Origin of the sequence: Leifsonia shinshuensis (assembly GCF_014217625.1) — a bacterium.
GTDB lineage: Bacteria > Actinomycetota > Actinomycetes > Actinomycetales > Microbacteriaceae > Leifsonia > Leifsonia shinshuensis_A.
On record NZ_CP043641.1, the window covers coordinates 3,787,369 to 3,805,027 of the forward strand.

Below are 17,659 nucleotides of genomic sequence, written 5' to 3' on the forward strand. Positions count from 1 at the left end.
CTCATGAGGAAGAAAGCACCGAGAACAGCAGTGGCGCTGGGTACCGGCCTCCTGGCTGTCGCACTCGCACTCACCGGCTGCACCGGAGGAGGGGGCAACTCCGGGGACAGCACGAAGCCCGTGACACAGGCGGAGATCGACAAGGCGATGAAGACGCCGACGAACCTCACCTTCTGGACGTGGGTCCCCGACATCAAGAACGAAGTGGCGCTCTTCGAGAAGAAGTACCCGGCGATCAAGGTCGACGTCGAGAACGTGGGCCAGGGCGCTGCGCACTACCAGAAGCTCCGCACCGCGCTGAAGGCGGGGAAGGGCGCTCCGGACGTGGCGCAGATGGAGTTCCAGTACATCTCGTCGTTCACCGTCACCGACAGCCTCCTGAACCTCACGCCGTACGGCGCGTCCGACCTGGGCAGCCAGTACGTGCCGTGGGTGTGGAACCAGGTCAAGCAGAACAACGGCGTGTACGCCATCCCGCAGGACTCCGGCCCGATGGGCAACCTCTACCGGGAGGACATCCTGTCGAAGGCGGGCATCACCTCCGCGCCGAAGACCTGGGACGAGTACGCCGCCGACGCGGCGACGGTGAAGGAGAAGACCGGCGTCTACATGTCCAACCTGGCGTCCGGCCAGGCCGGCCAGATGCTCGGGCTGCTCTGGCAGGCCGGGGTCAAGCCGTTCGGCTACGACGGCAAGAAGGGCGTCACGGTCGACGTCAACAGCGCCGGGGCGAAGAAGGTCGGCGCGTACTGGCAGGACCTCATCCAGAAGGGCTATGTCTCGACCGACCCGGACTTCACCGACAGCTGGTACCAGGGTCTGGCCAACGGCAAGTACGCCGGCTGGCTGACCGCGGCCTGGGGTCCGGTGTTCCTGCAGGGCACGGCGGCCAAGACTTCCGGGCTCTGGCGCGCGGCCGCGCTGCCGCAGACGCCGGGCGTGAAGGCCGCCTCCGGCAACTGGGGAGGATCGTCCGACGCCGTCCTGAAGACGACGAAGAACCCGATCGCGGCCTACGAGCTGGCGAAGTTCATCAACAACGACCCCGAGTCGACGCTCATGCTCGCGAACAAGCAGTTCCTGTTCCCGACCTCGAACGCCACGCTGAAGGACCCGCAGTTCGTCGACCAGCAGTCCGCGTTCTATGGTGGCCAGAAGGTCAACGAGCTCTTCGCGAACATCTCCACCACCGTCGACACCAAGTTCGACTGGCTCCCGTACATGGACTACGCGTACTCGAGCTACACGGAGACCGTGGGCAAGGCGCTCGCCGCCAAGGGCGACGTCTCGGCCGGGCTCGACGCCTGGCAGAAGGCCCTCGTCACCTACGGCACCCAGCAGGGCTTCTCCGTCAACAAGTGACGCCGCGCCGGTGGCGGGAGGCGACCTCCCGCCACCGGCAGGCCGTCACCGGACCGAACAAGGGAGTTCACCATGACCCAGTCCGTCGCACCCGGACGGGTGCGCACGCAGCGGACCGCGAAACCGCGACCGCGGCGCAGCGCCAACCAGCGACGGCTGAATCGCGCCGCCTACCTGTTCGTGGCGCCCTTCATGCTCGTCTTCGTCGTGATGCTGCTGCTGCCGCTGTTCTACTCCGGCTATCTGAGCCTGTTCACGACGCAGCTCATCGGCGGTCAGACATTCGCCTGGTTCACCAACTACCTGCGCGCCTTCACCGATCCGGACTTCCTGGCCGGTCTCGGCCGGATGGCGCTGTTCCTGGTCATCCAGGTGCCGATCATGCTCGCCCTGTCGCTGTTCTTCGCGCTCGCCCTGGACAGCGGCCGGGTGCGCGGCTCGATCGCCCTGCGGCTCCTGATCTTCCTGCCGTTCGCGGTTCCCGGCGTCGTCGCAACGCTCATGTGGGGCTACCTCTACGGCAACGACTTCGGCCCGATCGCCCAGGCCTTCCGCGCCGTCGGGCTCGCCGCGCCCGACCTGCTCAGCGCCCAGAACATGCTCGGCTCGATGATGAACATCGTCACCTGGGCGTTCGTCGGCTACAACATGATCATCATGTACGCGGCCCTCCGGTCGATCCCGGCAGAGCTGTTCGAGGCGGCGGAGATCGACGGCGCCGGCCAGTGGCGCGTGGCATGGAGCATCAAGATCCCCGGCATCCGCCCGGCGATCATCCTGACCGTCATCTTCTCGATCATCGGCACCTTCCAGCTCTTCAACGAGCCGAGCCTGCTGCACGCGATCGCGCCGAACGTGATCGACAACGGCTACACGCCGAACTACTACGCGTACAACCTCGCGTTCACGAACCAGGACGTCAACTACGCGGCCGCCATCGCCTTCCTGCTCGGGATCGTGATCGCGATCGTGTCGTACGTCGTCCAGCTCACCACCCAGCGCAAGGAGGCGCGCAATGACTGAGACCGCGACGCGCACGGGTCTCCCGCCCGCGACGGCCGACCGGCCGCGCAGCCGCAGCGGAGGCCGGGCGAAGGCGTACAACCGCGAGAGCCGGCGCAGCACGCTGCTGACCGTCCTGCTCTGGATCTGCGCTCTCTACTTCGTGCTGCCGATCGTCTGGCTGTTCATCGCCTCCACGAAGAGCAACGGCGACCTGTTCACCACGTTCGGCTTCGCCTTCGGGCATACGTTCGAGCTGTTCTCGAACATCGGCGCGGTATTCACCGCGCAGAACGGCATCTACGCGCACTGGGCGATCAACACGCTGGTGTACGCGGTGGTGAGCGCGACGGGAGCGTCGCTCCTCGCCACGATGGCGGGCTACGCGTTCGCCAAGTACCGCTTCCCCGGCGCCGTGCTGATGTTCAGCGTCGTGCTCGGCGCGATCATGATCCCGCTGACGGCGCTGGCGCTGCCGACCTACCTGATGTTCAGCCAGATCGGGATCACGAACACCCCGGCCGCGGTGATCGTGCCGTCGCTGGTGAGCCCGTTCGGGGTCTTCCTGATGCGGGTCTACGCGGCCGACGCCATCCCGGATTCGATGATCGAGGCGGGCCGGGTCGACGGCGCGGGCGAGTTCCGGATCTTCTGGCAGGTCGGGCTCCGCCTGCTGGCCCCCGGCATCGTCACCGTCTTCCTGTTCGCCCTGGTCGGCACCTGGAACAACTACTTCCTGCCGCTGATCATGCTGAACAGCTCTCAGCTCTATCCGCTCACCGTCGGCCTCGCCCAGCAGCAGGCCACCAGTGCGGCGGGAGGAGGGTCGCAGGCGCTGTTCTCGGTCGTCATCACGGGCTCGCTCGTGTCGATCATCCCGCTGGTCATCGCCTTCCTCTTCCTGCAGCGGTACTGGACGACGGGCCTCGCGAGCGGGAGCGTGAAGGAGTGACCGGCGCGGTGTTGAGCAACGGATTCGCGTACGGCGGCGACTACAACCCCGAGCAGTGGGCGCCGGAGGTCTGGCGGGAGGACGTGGAGCTGATGAACCGGGCCGGGGTGAACCTGGTCTCGGTCGGCATCTTCTCCTGGGCGCGGATCGAGCCGCGGGACGGCGAGTTCGACTTCGCCTGGCTGGACGAGGTGCTCGACCTGCTGCACGCGGGCGGCGTGCGCGTCGACCTGGCCACGGCCACGGCCTCCCCGCCGCCCTGGCTGGCCGTCGCGCATCCGGAGCTGCTGCCGGTGACCGAGGACGGGGTCACGCTCTCGTCGGGCAGCCGGCAGGCGTACTGCCCGAGCTCCCCGGTCTACCGGCGCTACGCCGCGCGGCTGGTGGAGGCGATCGTCGACCGCTACGCCGACCATCCCGCGCTCGAGCTCTGGCACGTCAACAACGAGTACGGCTGCCACGTCAGCCGCTGCTACTGCGACGTGTCCGCGGCCGCCTTCCGCCGCTGGCTGGAGGCGAAGTATTCGAGGATCGAGGCGCTGAACGAGGCGTGGGGAACCGCGTTCTGGTCGCAGCACTACGCGTCGTTCGACGAGATCCTGCCACCGCGGGCCGCGCCCTCGTTCAAGAACCCGACCCAGCTGCTCGACTTCGACCGGTTCAGCTCGGACGAGCTGCTCGACTGCTTCCGGATGGAGAAGGCGATCATCCGCTCCCGGTCGGCCCTGCCGGTGACGACGAACTTCATGGGCTTCTTCAAGCCGCTCGACTACTGGGCGTGGGCGCAGGAGGTGGATGTCGTGTCCGACGACTCCTATCCCGATCCGGCCGACCCGCGCTCACCGGTCTACGCCGCGATGCAGCGCGACCTGATGCGCTCGCTGGGCGGCGGGCAGCCGTGGCTGCTGATGGAGCAGTCGCCCGGAGCGGTGAACTGGCGCGAGCGCAACGCCGCGAAGCTCCCTGGCCAAATGCGGGCCTGGTCGTATCAGAGCATCGTGCGCGGCGCCGACGGCATCCTGTTCTTCCAGTGGCGGCAGGCGGTCGCCGGAGCGGAGAAGTTCCACGCGGGCATGCTGCCGCACGGCGGGACGGACAGCCGTGTCTTCCGCGAGGTGGTGCAGCTCGGCGGCGAGCTGGCGACGCTGTCGGAAGCGCGCGGGCTGCTCGGCGCGGCCGTGCCCGCGCAGGTCGCGATCGTCTTCGACTGGGACTCGTGGTGGGCGGTCGAGCAGGAGGCGTCGCCGGCCCGGACGAGCTATCTGGAGGAGGTGTTCTCCTGGTACGCGGCGCTCGTCGCGGCAGGTGCGACGGTCGACTTCGTGCGCGCCACGGACGACCTCGCCGGCTACGGCGTGGTGGTCGCGCCGACGCTGCTCGTCGCGACCGACGCGCAGCTCGCGGCGCTCGACCACTACGTCGCCGGGGGCGGGACCCTCGTCGTCGGCTTCCTCACCGGCGTCCTCGACCCGGACCTCCACGCCAGGGCCGGCGGCTACCTCGGCCCGCTCCGTGACACGCTGGGCGTGTGGATCGAGGAGTTCGCGCCACCCGCAGCGCCCGACCTCGCCGCCGTGGGTGGCGGCGAGCCGCCGGCGCTGCGCGTCCGCGGCGACGTGGTCGGGGAAGCGGCGGAGGCGTCGCAGTGGGCGGAGTACGTGCGGGTGCTGACCGCGGACGTCCCCGCCGTGTTCGACGGGGGCGCGCTGGACGGCCATCCCGCGCTCACCCGGAACCGCCGCGGCGAGGGGACCGCCTGGTACGTGGCCACACGCCTCGGCCCTGAGCCGCTCGGACGGCTCGTCCACGCGGCCCTGACTTCGGCGGCTGTCGACCTGCTCCCGACAGTCGCCGGAGTGGAGTTCGTCCGGCGCGGTGACGTGCTCGCGGCGATCAATCACTCCGCCGAGACGGTGACGCTCGAGCTGTCGGGGACGGACCTGCTCAGCGGGGCGCCCGCGGCGGGGCTGAGGCTCGATCCGCAGGGAGTGGCGCTGATCGTGGGGTGAGGCGGGCGGCCCTGTCATGGCGGGACTATCCCGGTGACCCTCCGCTCACCCGAATGTGAAGCAGTACGCCTCGGCGCCTCCCGCCAGGAACTCCAGCTCGAACAGCCGGGTGCCGATCGCCCCCGGCTGGCGGAGCAGCTGGTAGGTGTCCTGCTCGTCCAGCACGCCGTTCCCGTCCGCGTCGACGTCCGACCCGTGGGCGTCGCCCGGCGGCCTCCCGTCCAGGAGGACCCGGAACGGGACGGGGCCGTGACCGGGCGCCGGCCCCATGACGAGGTTGACGTCGCGCGCGTGGAACGCGAACGAGACCCGCCCGCCCGCTTCGCCGAGCACGGCCGCGTCGCGGGTCTGCGTCCAGCGGCCGGTGAGGTCCCACTCGTTCAGGGCCGGCCGCGATCCGCCGGGGTAGACGCTCGGGAGGTCGTACAGGCCCGCGTCCTCCGACACGAAACCGCTGCTCTGCGCGTAGCCGAGGTAGGTCTCGGGGGAGCGGAGGGTCGCCCAGTCCGCCGCCACCTCCAGCCCGTGCGCGGCGGGCGCCACCAGGGAGCCGTCGATCCCGTCGGCGCCGGCGTCGCGTAGCAGCTCCTGGATCACCATCTCGGTCATCGCGTACTCGCCCTCGCCGAAGTGGTGGTGCCGCAGCCGGCCGTCAGCGTCGGCGACGTACACCGCCGGCCAGTACTGGTTGGCGAAGTCACCCCAGACGCCGTAGTCGCTGTCCACCGCGACCGGGTAGTCGATCCCGAGTTGCCGCACCCGCTCCGTCACCGTGGGGAGGTCGTGCTCGAACCCGAACTCGGGCGTGTGGACGCCGATCACCGTCAGCCCCGCGTCCGCGTACTTCGCGTGCCAGGCCCGGAGGTAGGGCGCCGTGCGCAGCCAGTTGACGCAGGTGAACGTCCAGAAGTCGACCAGCACGACCTGGCCGCGGAGGCCGGCCGGGGTCAGCGGGGGCGAGTTCAGCCAGGCCGTGGCGCGCGTGAACGGTGCGAGGGCGCCCTCGTCCGGCAGGTGATCGCGGTCCTCGTCCGGCCGGCGGTGCAGGAGCGAGCGGAAGGGCCGCCGGTCCTCGAACGGGTCGTCGGTGTCAGCCATGGCCGACATCCTCCTCCGGCTCGGACGACGGCGCCACGCCCTCCCGGGCCATCCGGTCGACGGCGACGACCGCGTCCGCGAACACCTGCGGCGCCTCCTGGGGGAGGTCGTGCCCGACCCCGCCGGTCGCGACGCGGTGCTCGTACGGCCCGGTGAACACGTCGCGGTACGACGCGGCGTCGGGATGGGGAGCCCCGTTGGCGTCGCCTTCGAGCGTGATCGTCGGGACCGCGATCGGCGGACGCGTCGCCAGTCGCGCCTCCAGGTCCGCCAGCGCCGGGTCGCCGTCCGCCAGCCCCAGCCGCCACCGGTAGTTGTGGACGACGATCGCGACGTGGTCGGGGTTGGCGAAGGAGGCCGCGGTGCGGGCGAACGTCGCGTCGTCGAACTCCCACCGTGGTGAGGCGGTGTGCCAGATCAGCCGCGCGAAGTCGTCGCGGTTGCGGTCGTAGCCCGCCCGGCCGCGCTCGGTCGCGAAGTAGAACTGGTACCACCAGGACAGCTCGGCCGCCGGTGGCAGCGGCTCGGCCCCCGCGGCCTGGCTGCCGATGAGGTAGCCGCTGACCGAGACCTGGCCGTGGACCCGATCCGGCCAGAGCGCGGCGAGCACGTTTGCGGTGCGCGCGCCCCAGTCGAACCCGGCCACGATCGCGTCGGCCACGCCGAGTGCGTCGAGGAACGCCAGCGCATCCTTCGCGAGCGCGGCCTGCTCGCCGTTGCGGACGGTGGCCTCCGACAGGAAGCGGGTGCCGCCGTAGCCGCGAAGGTTCGGCGCCAGCACCCGGAACCCGGCGTCGGCGAGGAGAGCACCGGCGTCGTCGAAGGCGTGCAGGTCATAGGGCCAGCCGTGCAGGAGCAGCACGGCCGGCCCGGTGCGCGGGCCGGAGTCCGCGTACTCGACCTCCAGTTCGCCCGCGACGATGTGCGCGAGCGCGCTCATCGCAGCGAGCGGAACGTGTCCCTGACCTCCTGGGAGAACAGCTCCGGCTGCTCCCAGGCCGCGAAGTGTCCGCCCTTCGCGAGCCGGTTGAAGTGGATCAGGTTCGGGTACGCCTGCGTCGCCCAGCTGCGCGGGGCGGCGTAGATCTCGTCCGGGAAGACACTGACGCCGGTCGGGAGCGTGACGCCCTTCGGCGCGAAGAACGCCAGCTTGCTCTCCCAGTACAGCCGCGCCGACGACACCGCCGTGTTGGTCAGCCAGTACAGGCTCACGTTGTCAAGGATGTCGTCGCGGGTCAGCCCCTCCGTCCCGCCGGCGAACACGCGGGCGATCAGGTCGTAGCTGCGGGCGTCGTGGTCGAGCATCCACGCGGCGAGGCCGACGGGGGAGTCCGCGAGGGCGTACAGCGTCTGCGGACGGCCTGCCATCTCTTGCGCGTAGCCCAGGCCGTGCGCGTAGAAGTACGCGAGCTGGTCCCACGCGTACCGCTCGTCCGCATCGAGGTCGGCCGGCGGCGCCTCGTGCGCGTCGAGCGCGGCCTGGATGCCGTCCGGCACGGTCGCGGGCATGTTCGTGTGGATGCCGATCAGTCCCTCCGGCTTCAGCAGCGCGAGCTGCTCGGTGACGGCGTTGCCCCAGTCGCCGCCCTGCGCGACGTAGCGGTCGTAGCCGAGGCGGCGCATGAGCTCGGCCCAGGCGCGCGCGATCCGGATCGGGTCCCAGCCGGGCCGGTCGGGCTTGGCCGAGAAGCCGTGCCCGGGCAGCGACGGGATGACGAGGTCGAACGCGTCCTCCGCGCTCGCCCCGTACATGGTCGGGTCGGTGAGCGGCCCGACGATCTTCAGCTGCTCGATGACCGATCCCGGCCAGCCGTGCGTGACGATCATCGGGAGGGCGCCCTCGTGCCGCGACTTCACGTGGATGAAGTGGATGTCGAGCCCGTCGATCTCGGTGACGAACTGCGGGAGGCTGTTGAGCCGCGCCTCCACGCCGCGCCAGTCGTGGCCGGTCTTCCAGTACTCCATGAGGTCGCTGATGACCTGCAGGCGCACGCCCTGGGACGTGTCGTCGACGGTCTCGCGCTCCGGCAGCCTGGTCTCCCGGACGCGCCGCATCATGTCGTCGATGTCGGCCTGCGGGATGTCGATGGTGAACGGCCGGACGGCCGTGTCGTCGTGGCCGGTCCGTTCGGTGTGTTCGCTGATGGACATGTTCGTCCTCCTTCTCGGGTGAGACGCCGACGCTGAACAGGCGCCGACGGCCCCGACCTTTCCGCATGGTGGGCGCTGCGGCAATGGGGGCTTCCCTCGACCTCGGCGAGCCTGCGACTCGCTACTCCGCGGAGAGTATCCGCACCTACTCCACCCGCGGGACGACACGGTCCCCCGCGCCGCACGAGGATGGCCCCGAACATCACGATCCGTCGAGTGAAAGGGACCTCCATGTCCGCCGTGCACACCTCTCCCGCCACCGTCTCTCCCGCCGCCGTCGTGCGTCGATCCCGGGAGGCGTTGAGCGCGCTCGCCGTCCAGTTCCTGCTCGGGATGGGCGCGAACCTCCTCGGCAGCCCGGCCGAGGACGACGGCGCAGCGCGCGTCTTCGCGAGCATCGTCCTCGGTCTGCACGCGCTCGTCGGGATCGGCGTCATCGTGGTGGCGGTGCGGGCCTGGCTGACAGCCCGCCGCGCGGACGTCGCCCCGCGCGCGGCGCTGTGGGCTTTCGTCGTGATCCTGCTCACGTTCCTCGCCGGGGTCGGGACGATGCTCACGGGCAGCGAGTGGCTGTCGTTCCTGATGTCGGCCGGCTTCGTCGCGGCGGCCGCGCTCTACGTGGTGATCGGAGCGCGGGCGCTGGCCCAGCGGTCGGCCGCGGTCGCGCGCTGAGGCGACCCCGCACTCCCGCTGCGGCCGCGGATCGTCTATGGTCGGCTCATGACCGAACCCGGGGGACCACCGCGACGCCGCGCCGTCGTCCTGCTGCTCGTGGGGGGAGTCGCGGCCGTGATCGGCGGCGTCGTCGCCATGCTGCTCGCGAAGGCGTCCCTCGACGCGGCGGCGCGGGCGGCGAACCGGATGGAGACGCTCCCGGTCGGCGTGTACGCCCAGTACACGCAGCACGCCGTGACGGCCGACCCCACCGGGATCCTGGCCGGGCTGGCGGTGTTCGCGCTCGGCGTCGCGCTCCTCCTGGCCGGAGTCGTGGTGTCGACCAGGAGGCCGCGCGTCGCCTGAGCCGCCGGCCTACTGCCGGTCGCCCTGGTCGCCCTGGTCGCCCTGGTCGTCGCCGTGCTCGCTGCTGGTGAACAGCAGCCCCTTCGGCGTGACCGCGCTGAGGCCCGCGATCGGGGTCAGCGATCCGTCGGTGAGGCCGAGGCGCGCCAGCGAGGTCGGGCCGCTGTCCGGGGTCACCGCCGAGACCGCCTCACCCGGCGCGAACGGCCCGGTGATCTCGTCCACCGTGTCGTGCGCCGGGTCGGTCGCCCACAGCGTGCGGCGGGACGCCGTGGCGAACGCGGTGTCGTCGAGCGGCTGGGCGACGGACAGCACCTGGATGCCGTGGCCCGCCGCGTCATCCCGGACGGCAGGGTTCAGGAACAGCAGCTGCTGGTCGCCCTGCGCGTCCAGCAGGAACGAGCCGCCGAAGCGGGAGCTGGAGCGGGGGACGACGGTGTTGGAATCCGGGTCGGTGAGTGCGAGCTGGACCGTCTGGCCTGCGGTGGCCGCGTTCGCGCTGGTGGCGACGCTGTTGTCGGACAGCACGGGCGTGAGCACCGCGTTCGAGCCCTGCAGCGCCACCCGGTACGCGGCCGGTCCGTTCGGGACGGTCGGGTTGGACGCGCTCACGACGATCGAGCCGCGCACGACCGAGATGGCGTCCGTCCCGCCGCCGTGCGTGAGCCCCTGGTAGGCGTAGCGGGTGGCTGCCGTCGCGCGGGGGTCGAGGGTGAGGAAGCTGGAGTTCCCGTCCTCGTTGGCGGTCAGCAGCAGGCGGTGGTGCTCGGGGTCGGCGGTGAGGCCGTCCACCTTGCCGGTCACCGACCATGACCGGCCGGGCACGCCGGCCAGGCTGTACTGCTGGATGGTGGAGGCCGTGGCCCCCGACGGCGCGGCCTCGCCCATCGGGCCGACGCCGTTCTGGAAGGTGACGTAGATCGAGTCGCCGAGGCGCGTGATGTCGTCCGGGCTCTTCTCGGCGCCGACGGCGGGGAACGCGTGCACGGTGAACGCCGAGTGCGCCGGCGCGGGCGTCGGTGCGGCCGCGGCGGGAAGGGCGGCGCAGGCGACGGCTGTGGTCGCGGCGATGCCGGCGACCAGGAGGCAGGCGCGGGTGCGCGCGGTGAACGACATGGGGATTCCTTTCAGGGGGATGACGGTGTCCGGGGGAGACGTCTCTCACGCTAAGCAGCGCATCCCCCGTTCGAGGGCCCCCATCGGGTGAACACCGGGCAAACCTGGCTGAAGAAGCTCAGAGAAACGGAGGGTGCGCCGAACGATTCTTAGCGCGCCCTTGGAGCACCCTGCCTAGCGTTCGAGAGGTCCGACCCGATCAGTCCTCCGAACCTCCGAAAGGGAGCCCCATGACCGAGCCGAACCATCCCATCGCGCGCCAGACCGCCGAGCGCGAGATCGTCCACCGCGAGAACAAAGTCCCCGAGCCCACCGTCTCGTTCTGGGCCATCAAGATCCTCGCCACCACCGTCGGCGAGACCGCGGCCGACCTGCTGTCCTCCAGCCTCCACCTCGGCACCCAGCTGACATCGGTCGTGATGGCCGTCGTCTTCCTGGCGGTGTTCGTCGTTCAGTTCCGGAGCCGTCGCTACATCCCGGCGGTCTACTGGTTGACCGTTGTGCTCATCAGCATCGTCGGCACCCTGATCACCGACAACCTGACCGACGGGCTCGGCGTGCCGCTGATCGTCTCGACGGTCGTGTTCGGCGTCGCGCTGATCGCCACGTTCGCGGTCTGGTACGGGTTCGAGCGCACGCTGTCCATCCACGACATCGTCACGCGGCGCCGGGAGGCGTTCTACTGGCTGGCGGTGCTCTTCACGTTCGCGCTCGGGACGGCGGCCGGCGACCTGGTCGCCGAGCAGCTGAACCTCGGCTACCTCGTGTCGGTCGGCGTGTTCGCCGGCGCGATCGCGCTCGTCGCCGTGGCGCACTCCGTGTTCCGCCTCGGCGCGATCGTGGCCTTCTGGATCGCCTACGTGCTCACCCGTCCGCTCGGCGCCTCGCTCGGGGACTACCTGTCCCAGCCCACCGCGGACGGCGGTCTCGGGCTCGGCACCATCGTGACCAGCCTGATCTTCCTCGCGGCCATCGTCGCGCTGGTGGTCTCCCTCACGGTGACGGGCCGCGGGCGCACCCCGTCGGTCGCCGACCCGCTGGACGAGGACGAGCGCGTCACGGCCTGACCGCGCACGAGACGCCGCGGCGCCCGGACACCGCCCAGAGGGCGGCGTCCGGGCGCCGACGGTCTCGCGCTACTTCAGCGTCATCGTCTCCATCCCCAGGTACGTCTTCGCCGCCCAGGAGGCCGGGTCGTCCGCGAAGTGCTGGCGGATGGCTCCGTTCCGGAGGGCGTTGTCCAGGGACATCATGATCATCGACTGGTCGAGCACCAGGCGGCGGTGGCCGATCGCGCCGGAGACCGGGTTGACCGCGTCGTAGAAGCCGCCGTCCTTCGTGTAGCTGCCCGGGTAGAGCGTGCGCAGCTTCTGGATGTTCGCGAACGCGTCCTGCGGGAGGACGCCGAGCGCCGTGAACGAGGCGTGCGGGGTGACGACGTCCTCCGTCGAGCAGCCCGGGCACTGGGCGAGGGCCTGGCCGGCCGGGAACTTCTGGCCGGTCGCGCCGTAGATGCCGTAGCCGCCGGTGTCGTCAGCGGTGCTCGACGGCGACATTCCCCAGACCGGGTAGCCGAGAGTCTGCGTCGCGTACTTCTCCTGCACCTGCGCCGTGCGGACGTCCGCCAGCCCGAAGCCGTTCTGGCCCCAGGTGGTCTCCGGCACGATCTCGTTCGCGAGCATCGCCTCGAACATCCCGCCGCCCCAGGTCGGCAGGAAGGTCATCGACGTGCCGGGGTAGGTGTAGTGGCCCTCCCAGACGTTGAAGACCTTGCCGCTCTGCGGGTCGGTGTACTTCTGCCAGGCGCCGCCGACCGGCCACTGGCCCTGCCAGGAGAAGTCCGGATCGGTCGGGCACTGCTTCGGCGGGAGGGTGCGCCAGGTGCGCCACCAGACGTCGCCGGGCATCTGGTGCAGGCCCATCCCGATGTACATCGCGATGCGCGGGTCGCTGTAGATCGCGCCGTTGTGGTACCCCGCCGGTCCTTGGTCGGCGTAGTAGCCGCCGTACATCTGGCCGGTGGGCTGGTTGCCCGCGATGTCCGGGTTGGTGTTGCAGGCGGTCTGCGCCCGGTCGTCGTAGAAGATCGAGAAGTCCATCGGGGCGATGAGCGCGTCGATCTGCTTGCGGAGCTCGGGCAGCGCCTGGCGCGCGACCATGAGCCCGGAGGCGTACCAGCCGTTGTCGACCGCGGAGAGGAACGAGCAGTTGTCCTGCTGCGGCGTCGTCTCGGTGGAGCAGTCGGCGGCGCCCGGGTTCAGGATGGTGTGCCCGTTCGTCGTGTCGTACCACTGGAACAAGAAGCCGTGCGAGCGCTTCAGCGTCGCCACGGTGTCGAGCGTGGACGAGATCAGCGCACGCTCCTGTGGGCGTGGGACGATGCCGAGATCGCCGGCGGAGACCACGGCCTCCAGGTAGGTGCCGATGTTGGCGGCGGAGGTGTACTGGCCCTTCGTCGTCCCCGGCCCGAGGTTGTCGAGGGGGAGGTGGGTGACGGGGTCGGTGTCGTTCTGGAAGAAGGTCCAGGTGTCCTTCGCGACCTGGAGGAGGGTCGCCTTCTGGGCGGAGGTGAGCGGCGGCTGGGCGCTCATGCCCTGCATGCCGTGGGCGTTCTGGTCGCCCTGGGCGTTGGAGCCTTGGGCGTTCTGGTCGCCCTGCGCGAACGCCGTCTGCGCGGTCGCGAGGGACGCGATCGCGAGGACGGCTGCCGCGCCGGCCCGCACGATCGCGGTGGTGCGGCGTGAGCGCCGCGGATGGGATCTGGTCATGGACGGTCTCCGTTTCGTGTCATCGTTGACGACCTCCCGCGCGAGAGCGCACTCCCGGGGGCGGTCACGCCGCGCACCGTATGCGCATACATTCGATCGCGCAAGACCTTCGGCACGCCGGTTTCAGCCGGTTACGACCCGGCGCGCAGCGTCTGCGACGGCAGCACCCCGAACGCCGCGCGATACCGGCTCGCGAAGCGGCCGAGGTTGAAGAACCCCCAGTCTGCGGCGACCTGCGAGACCGACGTCGTGTCCGGGCGTCCGGCCGCGAGGTCGCGGTGCGCCCCGTCCAGGCGCGCCCGCGTCAGGTACGCGCCGGGGCTGGTGCCGAGGTGGTCGCGGAATCCGCGGGTGAGCGTGCGCACGCTCACCCCGACGGCAGCGGCGATGTCCGGCACCGTGATCGGGAGGTGGGCGTTCTCGTCGATGAACTGGGTCGCCCTGCGGACGGTCGCGGGCGGCGCCGGCCGGGTCGGCGACTCCAGCGCCTCACGGTACTGGTGCCCGGTCGCCAGCAGCAGCCCCGTCATCAGCGCGCTCGACAGCTGCGACGAGAACAGTGTGTTCCCGGCCAGGCCGCCCGGCGCGTCGAGTGCGCCGAACAACACGTGGGCGAGTCGGGACCACTCGGCCCCGCGGCCGCTGCGGAGGTCCATGAGGTACGGGAAGCGGATCTCGTCCACCTGGTCAACGCCGAGCATGCGGCTGAGCTCCGCCTCCAGGATCTCGCGCTCGAACTTCACGTGGGCGAGACGATCGTGCAGGGTGCCCCATCCGGTGGCCCGGACGGCGTCGATGGGCCCGATGACGGCGGCGGAGTCGGGGGTTGCCGTGACCTCCGTCGAGCCCAGACCGAGCTCCAGCGGGCCGAGCGCAGGCAGGCTCACGCCGTAGGACCCTTTCAGCTCGCCGAACACCATCGTGACGCGGGTGCCGTAACTGACGGTCCCGAGCGCGACCGACCCGACGCGGGCGCCGCCGAGCTGGGCGGAGAAACCCGCGGCCCGGCCGGCGGGGTGGATGGCGCCGCCGTAGAACAGCCGGGCGCCGATGGCGCTCGCCTCGTCCGGGTCCGTCGTCGAGATCCTCGGCTCCATGTACAGCAGTATGCGCGTCGGCCCGGGTGGCGGCACCCGCGCATCGCAGCGTTCGGAGCCCGTGGTCAGGCCGCGGCCTGCGCGTCCCACGCCCGCCGAAGGCCCTCGCGGGCCCGGTAGGTCAGCGCGGCCGCGGCGTTCGGCGAGATGCCCAGCACGCCGGCGACCTCCGTCGAGGTGAGCTGCTCCACCTCGCTGTACCAGAGGGCGTTCCGCCAGCGCTCCGGCAGTGCGCTGAGGACGGCGGCGACGCGCGACCGCTCCCAGACGCCGTCGTGGAGGTCGTCGCTCCAGCGCTCGTCGCTGTACTCGCCCGGATCCTCGACGGCGATCTCGTGGCGGGCGGATCCCCAGCCGGCGGCGGCGTTGCGGATGGTGGTGTACAGGTACGCGCGGAACCCGCGGACCGGCCCGTTGCCGTTCCGAAGGGCGCGGTAGATGCGGGCGAACGCCTCCGACACGAGGTCGTCCGGATCGAAGGCCGAGGTCACTCCGGCCGCGAACCGGCGGCCGGCGTCGGAGTGGCGGCGCCAGAGCTCGGCGAACGACGCGTTGTCGCCGCCTCGGCTGCGGGCGACGAGGTCGTCGTCGACGGCGGTGTCTGCGTGCGGGCGCATGGCGGTTTCCTTCCGGAGGCAGCCGGGCGCGAGGGACGCCGGCTGCCCCGACGATGTCGGGGGTGCGCCGTCGGCGGGTGCGGAGGCCTCCGGTCGGGTGCCGGAACGGGTGCTCCACGACGCGGGCGGCGCGGGGATGGAAAGAACCTAATTTCCGGGCGTCGGCGCCGGAAAGCCGATCTGCGACAGCGGGTCGGCCGGTTTCGGACACGATGGTCGAGGGCGGCCCGGACCGGATCCGTCGCGTCAGTCCGCGGGCTGCGAGGCCCGGTCCCCCTGCTCCGCGATCGCGGTCAGCTGCGCGAGGAACGCGCTCACCGTCTCCGACTTCGCCGGGTCGAGCTCCGCGGCGACCGCGAGCAGCCGGCGGTGCATCGCCGAGAGGGTGTCTCTGACCTCCTCGTCCGCTCCGGGCGTCGCGCGGATGGTCAGGCTGCGGCGGTCCTTCGGGTGCGGATGGCGGGTGATGTGGCCGGATGCGGTCAGGCGGTCGAGCATCGCCGTCACCGACGACGACTTGATGTTCAGGTGCGCACCGAGCTCGACGGGGGTCGCGTTGCGGCCCTCCGCCTCGGCTTTCAGGAGGAAGCGCAGCGCCTTCAGGTCGGCCTCGCCCATGCGCATGGATTCGCGGGTGCGGCGGCGCATGGCCTGCTCGGCGGTGCGGTACTCGCGCAGCGACGCGATCACGCGGACGGCGTGCGGGGGCGCCGCGTCGTACCAGGGAGCCTCGCTCATCTGGTCGATCCTAGTGCGACGGCGAGGCGGACTACGTCCGCTCCTTCGCGTGCGCGCCGTCGAAGGAGGGGGTGTCGATCTGGTCGACCGCGTCGCGGAGGCGGTCGATGAACTCGACGACGGTCTCCGCGTCCTGCGGGGTGAGGTTCGAGGCGACCTCCACGAGCTCTTCGCGGACGTCGCCGAGGATGGCCCGCTGCAGGTGGTCGGTCGGGACGGTCGGGACGATGATCAGCGCCCGGCGGTCGAATGGGCTCGGCTCGCGGCGGATGTGGCCGGCCTTCTCGAGGCGGTCGAGGAGCACGGTGATGGACGAGCTCTGGATGCCGAGGTACTCCGCGAGCTCGCGCGGCCCGACCGTCATCCCGCGCTCGCGCGCGCGAAGCAGATAGCGCAGGGCCGAGATGTCGTTCTCGTTCATGCGCATGGCCTTCTCGGAGCGGCGCTGCATCGCGCTGTCCGCCGCACCGTATGCGCGCACGTGCTCCAGGACCTCGATCGCCCGCTCGCGGTCCGTCTCGGCGCTGTACCAATAGTGGGGCGCCGGACTCGTGCTGTCCGTCGTCATGCTGTAGATGATAGACCATCTACAAGCTAGAGAAGCTAGAGACTAGCCTGCCGCGACGCTCCGCGTGCCGGAGCGCTCCCGGCGATGGCGGTACTCGCCCAGGTCGGTCGGCTCCTCGGTCACGAGCAGCCCGCTGGTGCGGCCGGCCATCTCCACCATGCTGTTCAGCCAGGCGGTGTTCAGGCCCCCGAGGTCGTCGCGGTCGAACGCGTAGCGGATCGGGATGGCATTGTCGATCCACAGCGAATTCCGCACAGGGAGGCCGGGAACGTCGGATTTCCAGCTGATCAGGAAGGGCTCCCGCCGCCGCAGTTTGGTGGTGATCGCCGCCTGCAGGTGCGCCAGCGTCCGGTCCTCGAAGGTGATCGTGTCACCGTCGTAGGTCATCGTTCCCATTGCCGTCCCTCTCCGCTCGTCGGTCGTGCGGGATGAGCCTAGCCGATCGCTAGGGCGTCTAGCTACGTGGATTTCTAGATGTTCGATCGCCGCAAGCACTAGCAGGTACACGGGTGCGAATCAACCCCCCGGCCAAAACTTGCCTCGAAAGTCGATTAGCTAGAAGCTCTAGTTACTTCATCATCCATCGCAGCACCGCTCCGCCGAAGGGATTGTCATGACGATCGCGGTAAAAGCAGCACGACCGCTTCCGCGCCGCTCCGAGACCCGGGTGCGCCGCGGCCTCCGCACGGCCGCCGCCCCCGCTCAGAGCGAGCACCTCGCGTGGCGCCAGCCGGTGGCCGGGCTGTGGGTCGCCGAGACCCCGTCCGCCTACCTCGGCATGATCGACCAGACGAACGAGGGGTACACGGCGTCTGCCGCCGACGGGCGGACACTCGGCTCCTTCGCCTCCCTCGCGGACGCCAAGATCGCGGTCTACGCGAACTGGTTCCGTCCGCAGAAGACGGGCTTCCTCGGGTGGATGCGGCGCCGCGCGTGATCGACGCGACCGAGGAGGCGGTGACCGACTGGAGCGAGCTCCTCCCGAAACGCGCCTACGTCCTGCGCTCGCCCGAGGGCGAAGACCTGCTATCGACCTACGGCGGCCCGGGGGAGGCGGCCGGCTCCGCCGTGTTCTTCGCCCACTCTCCCGAGGGCGACGGTGAACTGACGATCGCCCCGGGCGACGGCTGGACGGTGCTGAGCAGCGTCCAGGAGGACTAG

Annotated in this window: 19 protein-coding genes; 9 read left to right on the forward strand and 10 right to left on the reverse strand. The window is 70.6% G+C overall.

Translation table 11 applies throughout. From position 1 onward, the window contains the following. Positions 1-3: 3 nt before the first annotated feature. From F1C12_RS18410 to F1C12_RS18425, 4 genes are all read left to right on the forward strand, one after another. Entirely contained in the window at positions 4-1,362 is a 1,359-nt protein-coding gene (locus F1C12_RS18410) for an ABC transporter substrate-binding protein (protein WP_258045977.1), read from the forward strand. A 72-nt stretch (positions 1,363-1,434) separates the two neighbouring features. Continuing rightward, entirely contained in the window at positions 1,435-2,385 is a 951-nt protein-coding gene (locus F1C12_RS18415; protein WP_185276305.1) for a carbohydrate ABC transporter permease, read from the forward strand. After that, entirely contained in the window at positions 2,378-3,316 is a 939-nt protein-coding gene (locus tag F1C12_RS18420; protein ID WP_185276306.1) for a carbohydrate ABC transporter permease, read from the forward strand. The genes F1C12_RS18415 and F1C12_RS18420 overlap by 8 nt, the downstream gene beginning before the upstream one ends. A gap of 8 nt (positions 3,317-3,324) precedes the next feature. Beyond that, the gene (locus F1C12_RS18425) at positions 3,325-5,325 is read left to right on the forward strand and encodes a beta-galactosidase (protein ID WP_258045978.1); all 2,001 of its coding nucleotides are present in this window, start codon (positions 3,325-3,327) and stop codon (positions 5,323-5,325) included. A gap of 45 nt (positions 5,326-5,370) precedes the next feature. Here the strand turns inward: F1C12_RS18425 and F1C12_RS18430 are convergent, their stop codons facing one another. The 3 genes from F1C12_RS18430 to F1C12_RS18440 are packed head-to-tail and all read right to left on the reverse strand — an operon-like array spanning position 5,371 to position 8,574. Further along, complete coding sequence (locus tag F1C12_RS18430) at positions 5,371-6,423, reverse strand: redoxin domain-containing protein (protein WP_185276307.1); 1,053 nt, start codon at positions 6,421-6,423, stop codon at positions 5,371-5,373. Continuing rightward, on the reverse strand, positions 6,416-7,363 hold the full coding sequence (locus tag F1C12_RS18435; protein WP_185276308.1) for an alpha/beta hydrolase: 948 nt from the start codon (positions 7,361-7,363) through the stop codon (positions 6,416-6,418). The genes F1C12_RS18430 and F1C12_RS18435 overlap by 8 nt, the downstream gene beginning before the upstream one ends. Further along, positions 7,360-8,574: an epoxide hydrolase family protein gene (locus F1C12_RS18440; RefSeq protein WP_185276309.1), complete on the reverse strand. Its 1,215-nt coding sequence runs from the start codon at positions 8,572-8,574 to the stop codon at positions 7,360-7,362. The genes F1C12_RS18435 and F1C12_RS18440 overlap by 4 nt, the downstream gene beginning before the upstream one ends. Before the next feature lie 231 nt (positions 8,575-8,805). Between F1C12_RS18440 and F1C12_RS18445 the strand changes: the two genes are divergently transcribed. Together F1C12_RS18445 and F1C12_RS18450 are read left to right on the forward strand one after the other, a co-directional pair. Next, positions 8,806-9,246 (forward strand): hypothetical protein, encoded by a 441-nt coding sequence (locus F1C12_RS18445; RefSeq protein ID WP_258045979.1) that lies wholly within the window; start codon positions 8,806-8,808, stop codon positions 9,244-9,246. Positions 9,247-9,294: 48 nt separating this feature from the next. Then, entirely contained in the window at positions 9,295-9,594 is a 300-nt protein-coding gene (locus tag F1C12_RS18450) for a hypothetical protein (protein ID WP_185276310.1), read from the forward strand. 9 nt (positions 9,595-9,603) lie between these two features. Here the strand turns inward: F1C12_RS18450 and F1C12_RS18455 are convergent, their stop codons facing one another. Further along, complete coding sequence (locus tag F1C12_RS18455; protein ID WP_185276311.1) at positions 9,604-10,710, reverse strand: hypothetical protein; 1,107 nt, start codon at positions 10,708-10,710, stop codon at positions 9,604-9,606. A gap of 230 nt (positions 10,711-10,940) precedes the next feature. Here F1C12_RS18455 and F1C12_RS18460 point away from each other — a divergent pair, with 230 nt between their 5' ends. Further along, entirely contained in the window at positions 10,941-11,777 is an 837-nt protein-coding gene (locus F1C12_RS18460; protein ID WP_185276312.1) for a COG4705 family protein, read from the forward strand. Positions 11,778-11,846: 69 nt separating this feature from the next. Here F1C12_RS18460 and F1C12_RS18465 read toward each other — a convergent pair whose 3' ends face one another. The 6 genes from F1C12_RS18465 to F1C12_RS18490 all read right to left on the reverse strand — a co-directional run bounded on the left by F1C12_RS18465 (position 11,847) and on the right by F1C12_RS18490 (position 16,894). Continuing rightward, positions 11,847-13,478 carry a glucoamylase family protein gene (locus F1C12_RS18465; RefSeq protein WP_185276313.1) on the reverse strand — a complete coding sequence of 544 codons (1,632 nt, stop codon included), beginning with the start codon at positions 13,476-13,478 and terminating at the stop codon, positions 11,847-11,849. A 131-nt stretch (positions 13,479-13,609) separates the two neighbouring features. Further along, positions 13,610-14,575: an AraC family transcriptional regulator gene (locus F1C12_RS18470; protein ID WP_185276314.1), complete on the reverse strand. Its 966-nt coding sequence runs from the start codon at positions 14,573-14,575 to the stop codon at positions 13,610-13,612. A 65-nt stretch (positions 14,576-14,640) separates the two neighbouring features. Continuing rightward, the gene (locus tag F1C12_RS18475) at positions 14,641-15,192 is read right to left on the reverse strand and encodes an RNA polymerase sigma factor (RefSeq protein WP_185276315.1); all 552 of its coding nucleotides are present in this window, start codon (positions 15,190-15,192) and stop codon (positions 14,641-14,643) included. 246 nt (positions 15,193-15,438) lie between these two features. After that, complete coding sequence (locus F1C12_RS18480) at positions 15,439-15,930, reverse strand: MarR family winged helix-turn-helix transcriptional regulator (RefSeq protein WP_258045980.1); 492 nt, start codon at positions 15,928-15,930, stop codon at positions 15,439-15,441. 31 nt (positions 15,931-15,961) lie between these two features. Then, positions 15,962-16,498, reverse strand: coding sequence for a MarR family winged helix-turn-helix transcriptional regulator (locus F1C12_RS18485; RefSeq protein ID WP_185276316.1), 537 nt, complete (start codon positions 16,496-16,498; stop codon positions 15,962-15,964). A 42-nt stretch (positions 16,499-16,540) separates the two neighbouring features. Then, positions 16,541-16,894 (reverse strand): DUF7882 family protein, encoded by a 354-nt coding sequence (locus F1C12_RS18490; RefSeq protein WP_185276317.1) that lies wholly within the window; start codon positions 16,892-16,894, stop codon positions 16,541-16,543. A 217-nt stretch (positions 16,895-17,111) separates the two neighbouring features. On the opposite strand from F1C12_RS18490, the gene F1C12_RS18495 reads away from it, so the two are divergent. Together F1C12_RS18495 and F1C12_RS18500 are read left to right on the forward strand one after the other, a co-directional pair. Beyond that, a complete protein-coding gene (locus F1C12_RS18495; protein ID WP_185276318.1) occupies positions 17,112-17,435 on the forward strand; it encodes a hypothetical protein in 324 nt (107 codons plus the stop codon). Further along, positions 17,432-17,659: a hypothetical protein gene (locus tag F1C12_RS18500; RefSeq protein ID WP_185276319.1), complete on the forward strand. Its 228-nt coding sequence runs from the start codon at positions 17,432-17,434 to the stop codon at positions 17,657-17,659. Before F1C12_RS18495 ends, F1C12_RS18500 begins: the two co-directional genes overlap by 4 nt.

What these genes read in the sequence shown, in the direction of transcription:
- F1C12_RS18410 (WP_258045977.1), top strand. Translation starts at nt 4, where the DNA reads ATGAGGAAGAAAGCACCGAGAACAGCAGTGGCGCTGGGTACCGGCCTC.
- F1C12_RS18415 (WP_185276305.1), top strand. Translation starts at nt 1,435, where the DNA reads ATGACCCAGTCCGTCGCACCCGGACGGGTGCGCACGCAGCGGACCGCG.
- F1C12_RS18420 (WP_185276306.1), top strand. Translation starts at nt 2,378, where the DNA reads ATGACTGAGACCGCGACGCGCACGGGTCTCCCGCCCGCGACGGCCGAC.
- F1C12_RS18430 (WP_185276307.1), bottom strand. Translation starts at nt 6,423, where the DNA reads ATGGCTGACACCGACGACCCGTTCGAGGACCGGCGGCCCTTCCGCTCG.
- F1C12_RS18435 (WP_185276308.1), bottom strand. Translation starts at nt 7,363, where the DNA reads ATGAGCGCGCTCGCGCACATCGTCGCGGGCGAACTGGAGGTCGAGTAC.
- F1C12_RS18440 (WP_185276309.1), bottom strand. Translation starts at nt 8,574, where the DNA reads ATGTCCATCAGCGAACACACCGAACGGACCGGCCACGACGACACGGCC.
- F1C12_RS18445 (WP_258045979.1), top strand. Translation starts at nt 8,806, where the DNA reads ATGTCCGCCGTGCACACCTCTCCCGCCACCGTCTCTCCCGCCGCCGTC.
- F1C12_RS18450 (WP_185276310.1), top strand. Translation starts at nt 9,295, where the DNA reads ATGACCGAACCCGGGGGACCACCGCGACGCCGCGCCGTCGTCCTGCTG.
- F1C12_RS18455 (WP_185276311.1), bottom strand. Translation starts at nt 10,710, where the DNA reads ATGTCGTTCACCGCGCGCACCCGCGCCTGCCTCCTGGTCGCCGGCATC.
- F1C12_RS18460 (WP_185276312.1), top strand. Translation starts at nt 10,941, where the DNA reads ATGACCGAGCCGAACCATCCCATCGCGCGCCAGACCGCCGAGCGCGAG.
- F1C12_RS18465 (WP_185276313.1), bottom strand. Translation starts at nt 13,478, where the DNA reads ATGACCAGATCCCATCCGCGGCGCTCACGCCGCACCACCGCGATCGTG.
- F1C12_RS18470 (WP_185276314.1), bottom strand. Translation starts at nt 14,575, where the DNA reads ATGGAGCCGAGGATCTCGACGACGGACCCGGACGAGGCGAGCGCCATC.
- F1C12_RS18475 (WP_185276315.1), bottom strand. Translation starts at nt 15,192, where the DNA reads ATGCGCCCGCACGCAGACACCGCCGTCGACGACGACCTCGTCGCCCGC.
- F1C12_RS18480 (WP_258045980.1), bottom strand. Translation starts at nt 15,930, where the DNA reads ATGAGCGAGGCTCCCTGGTACGACGCGGCGCCCCCGCACGCCGTCCGC.
- F1C12_RS18485 (WP_185276316.1), bottom strand. Translation starts at nt 16,498, where the DNA reads ATGACGACGGACAGCACGAGTCCGGCGCCCCACTATTGGTACAGCGCC.
- F1C12_RS18490 (WP_185276317.1), bottom strand. Translation starts at nt 16,894, where the DNA reads ATGGGAACGATGACCTACGACGGTGACACGATCACCTTCGAGGACCGG.
- F1C12_RS18495 (WP_185276318.1), top strand. Translation starts at nt 17,112, where the DNA reads ATGACGATCGCGGTAAAAGCAGCACGACCGCTTCCGCGCCGCTCCGAG.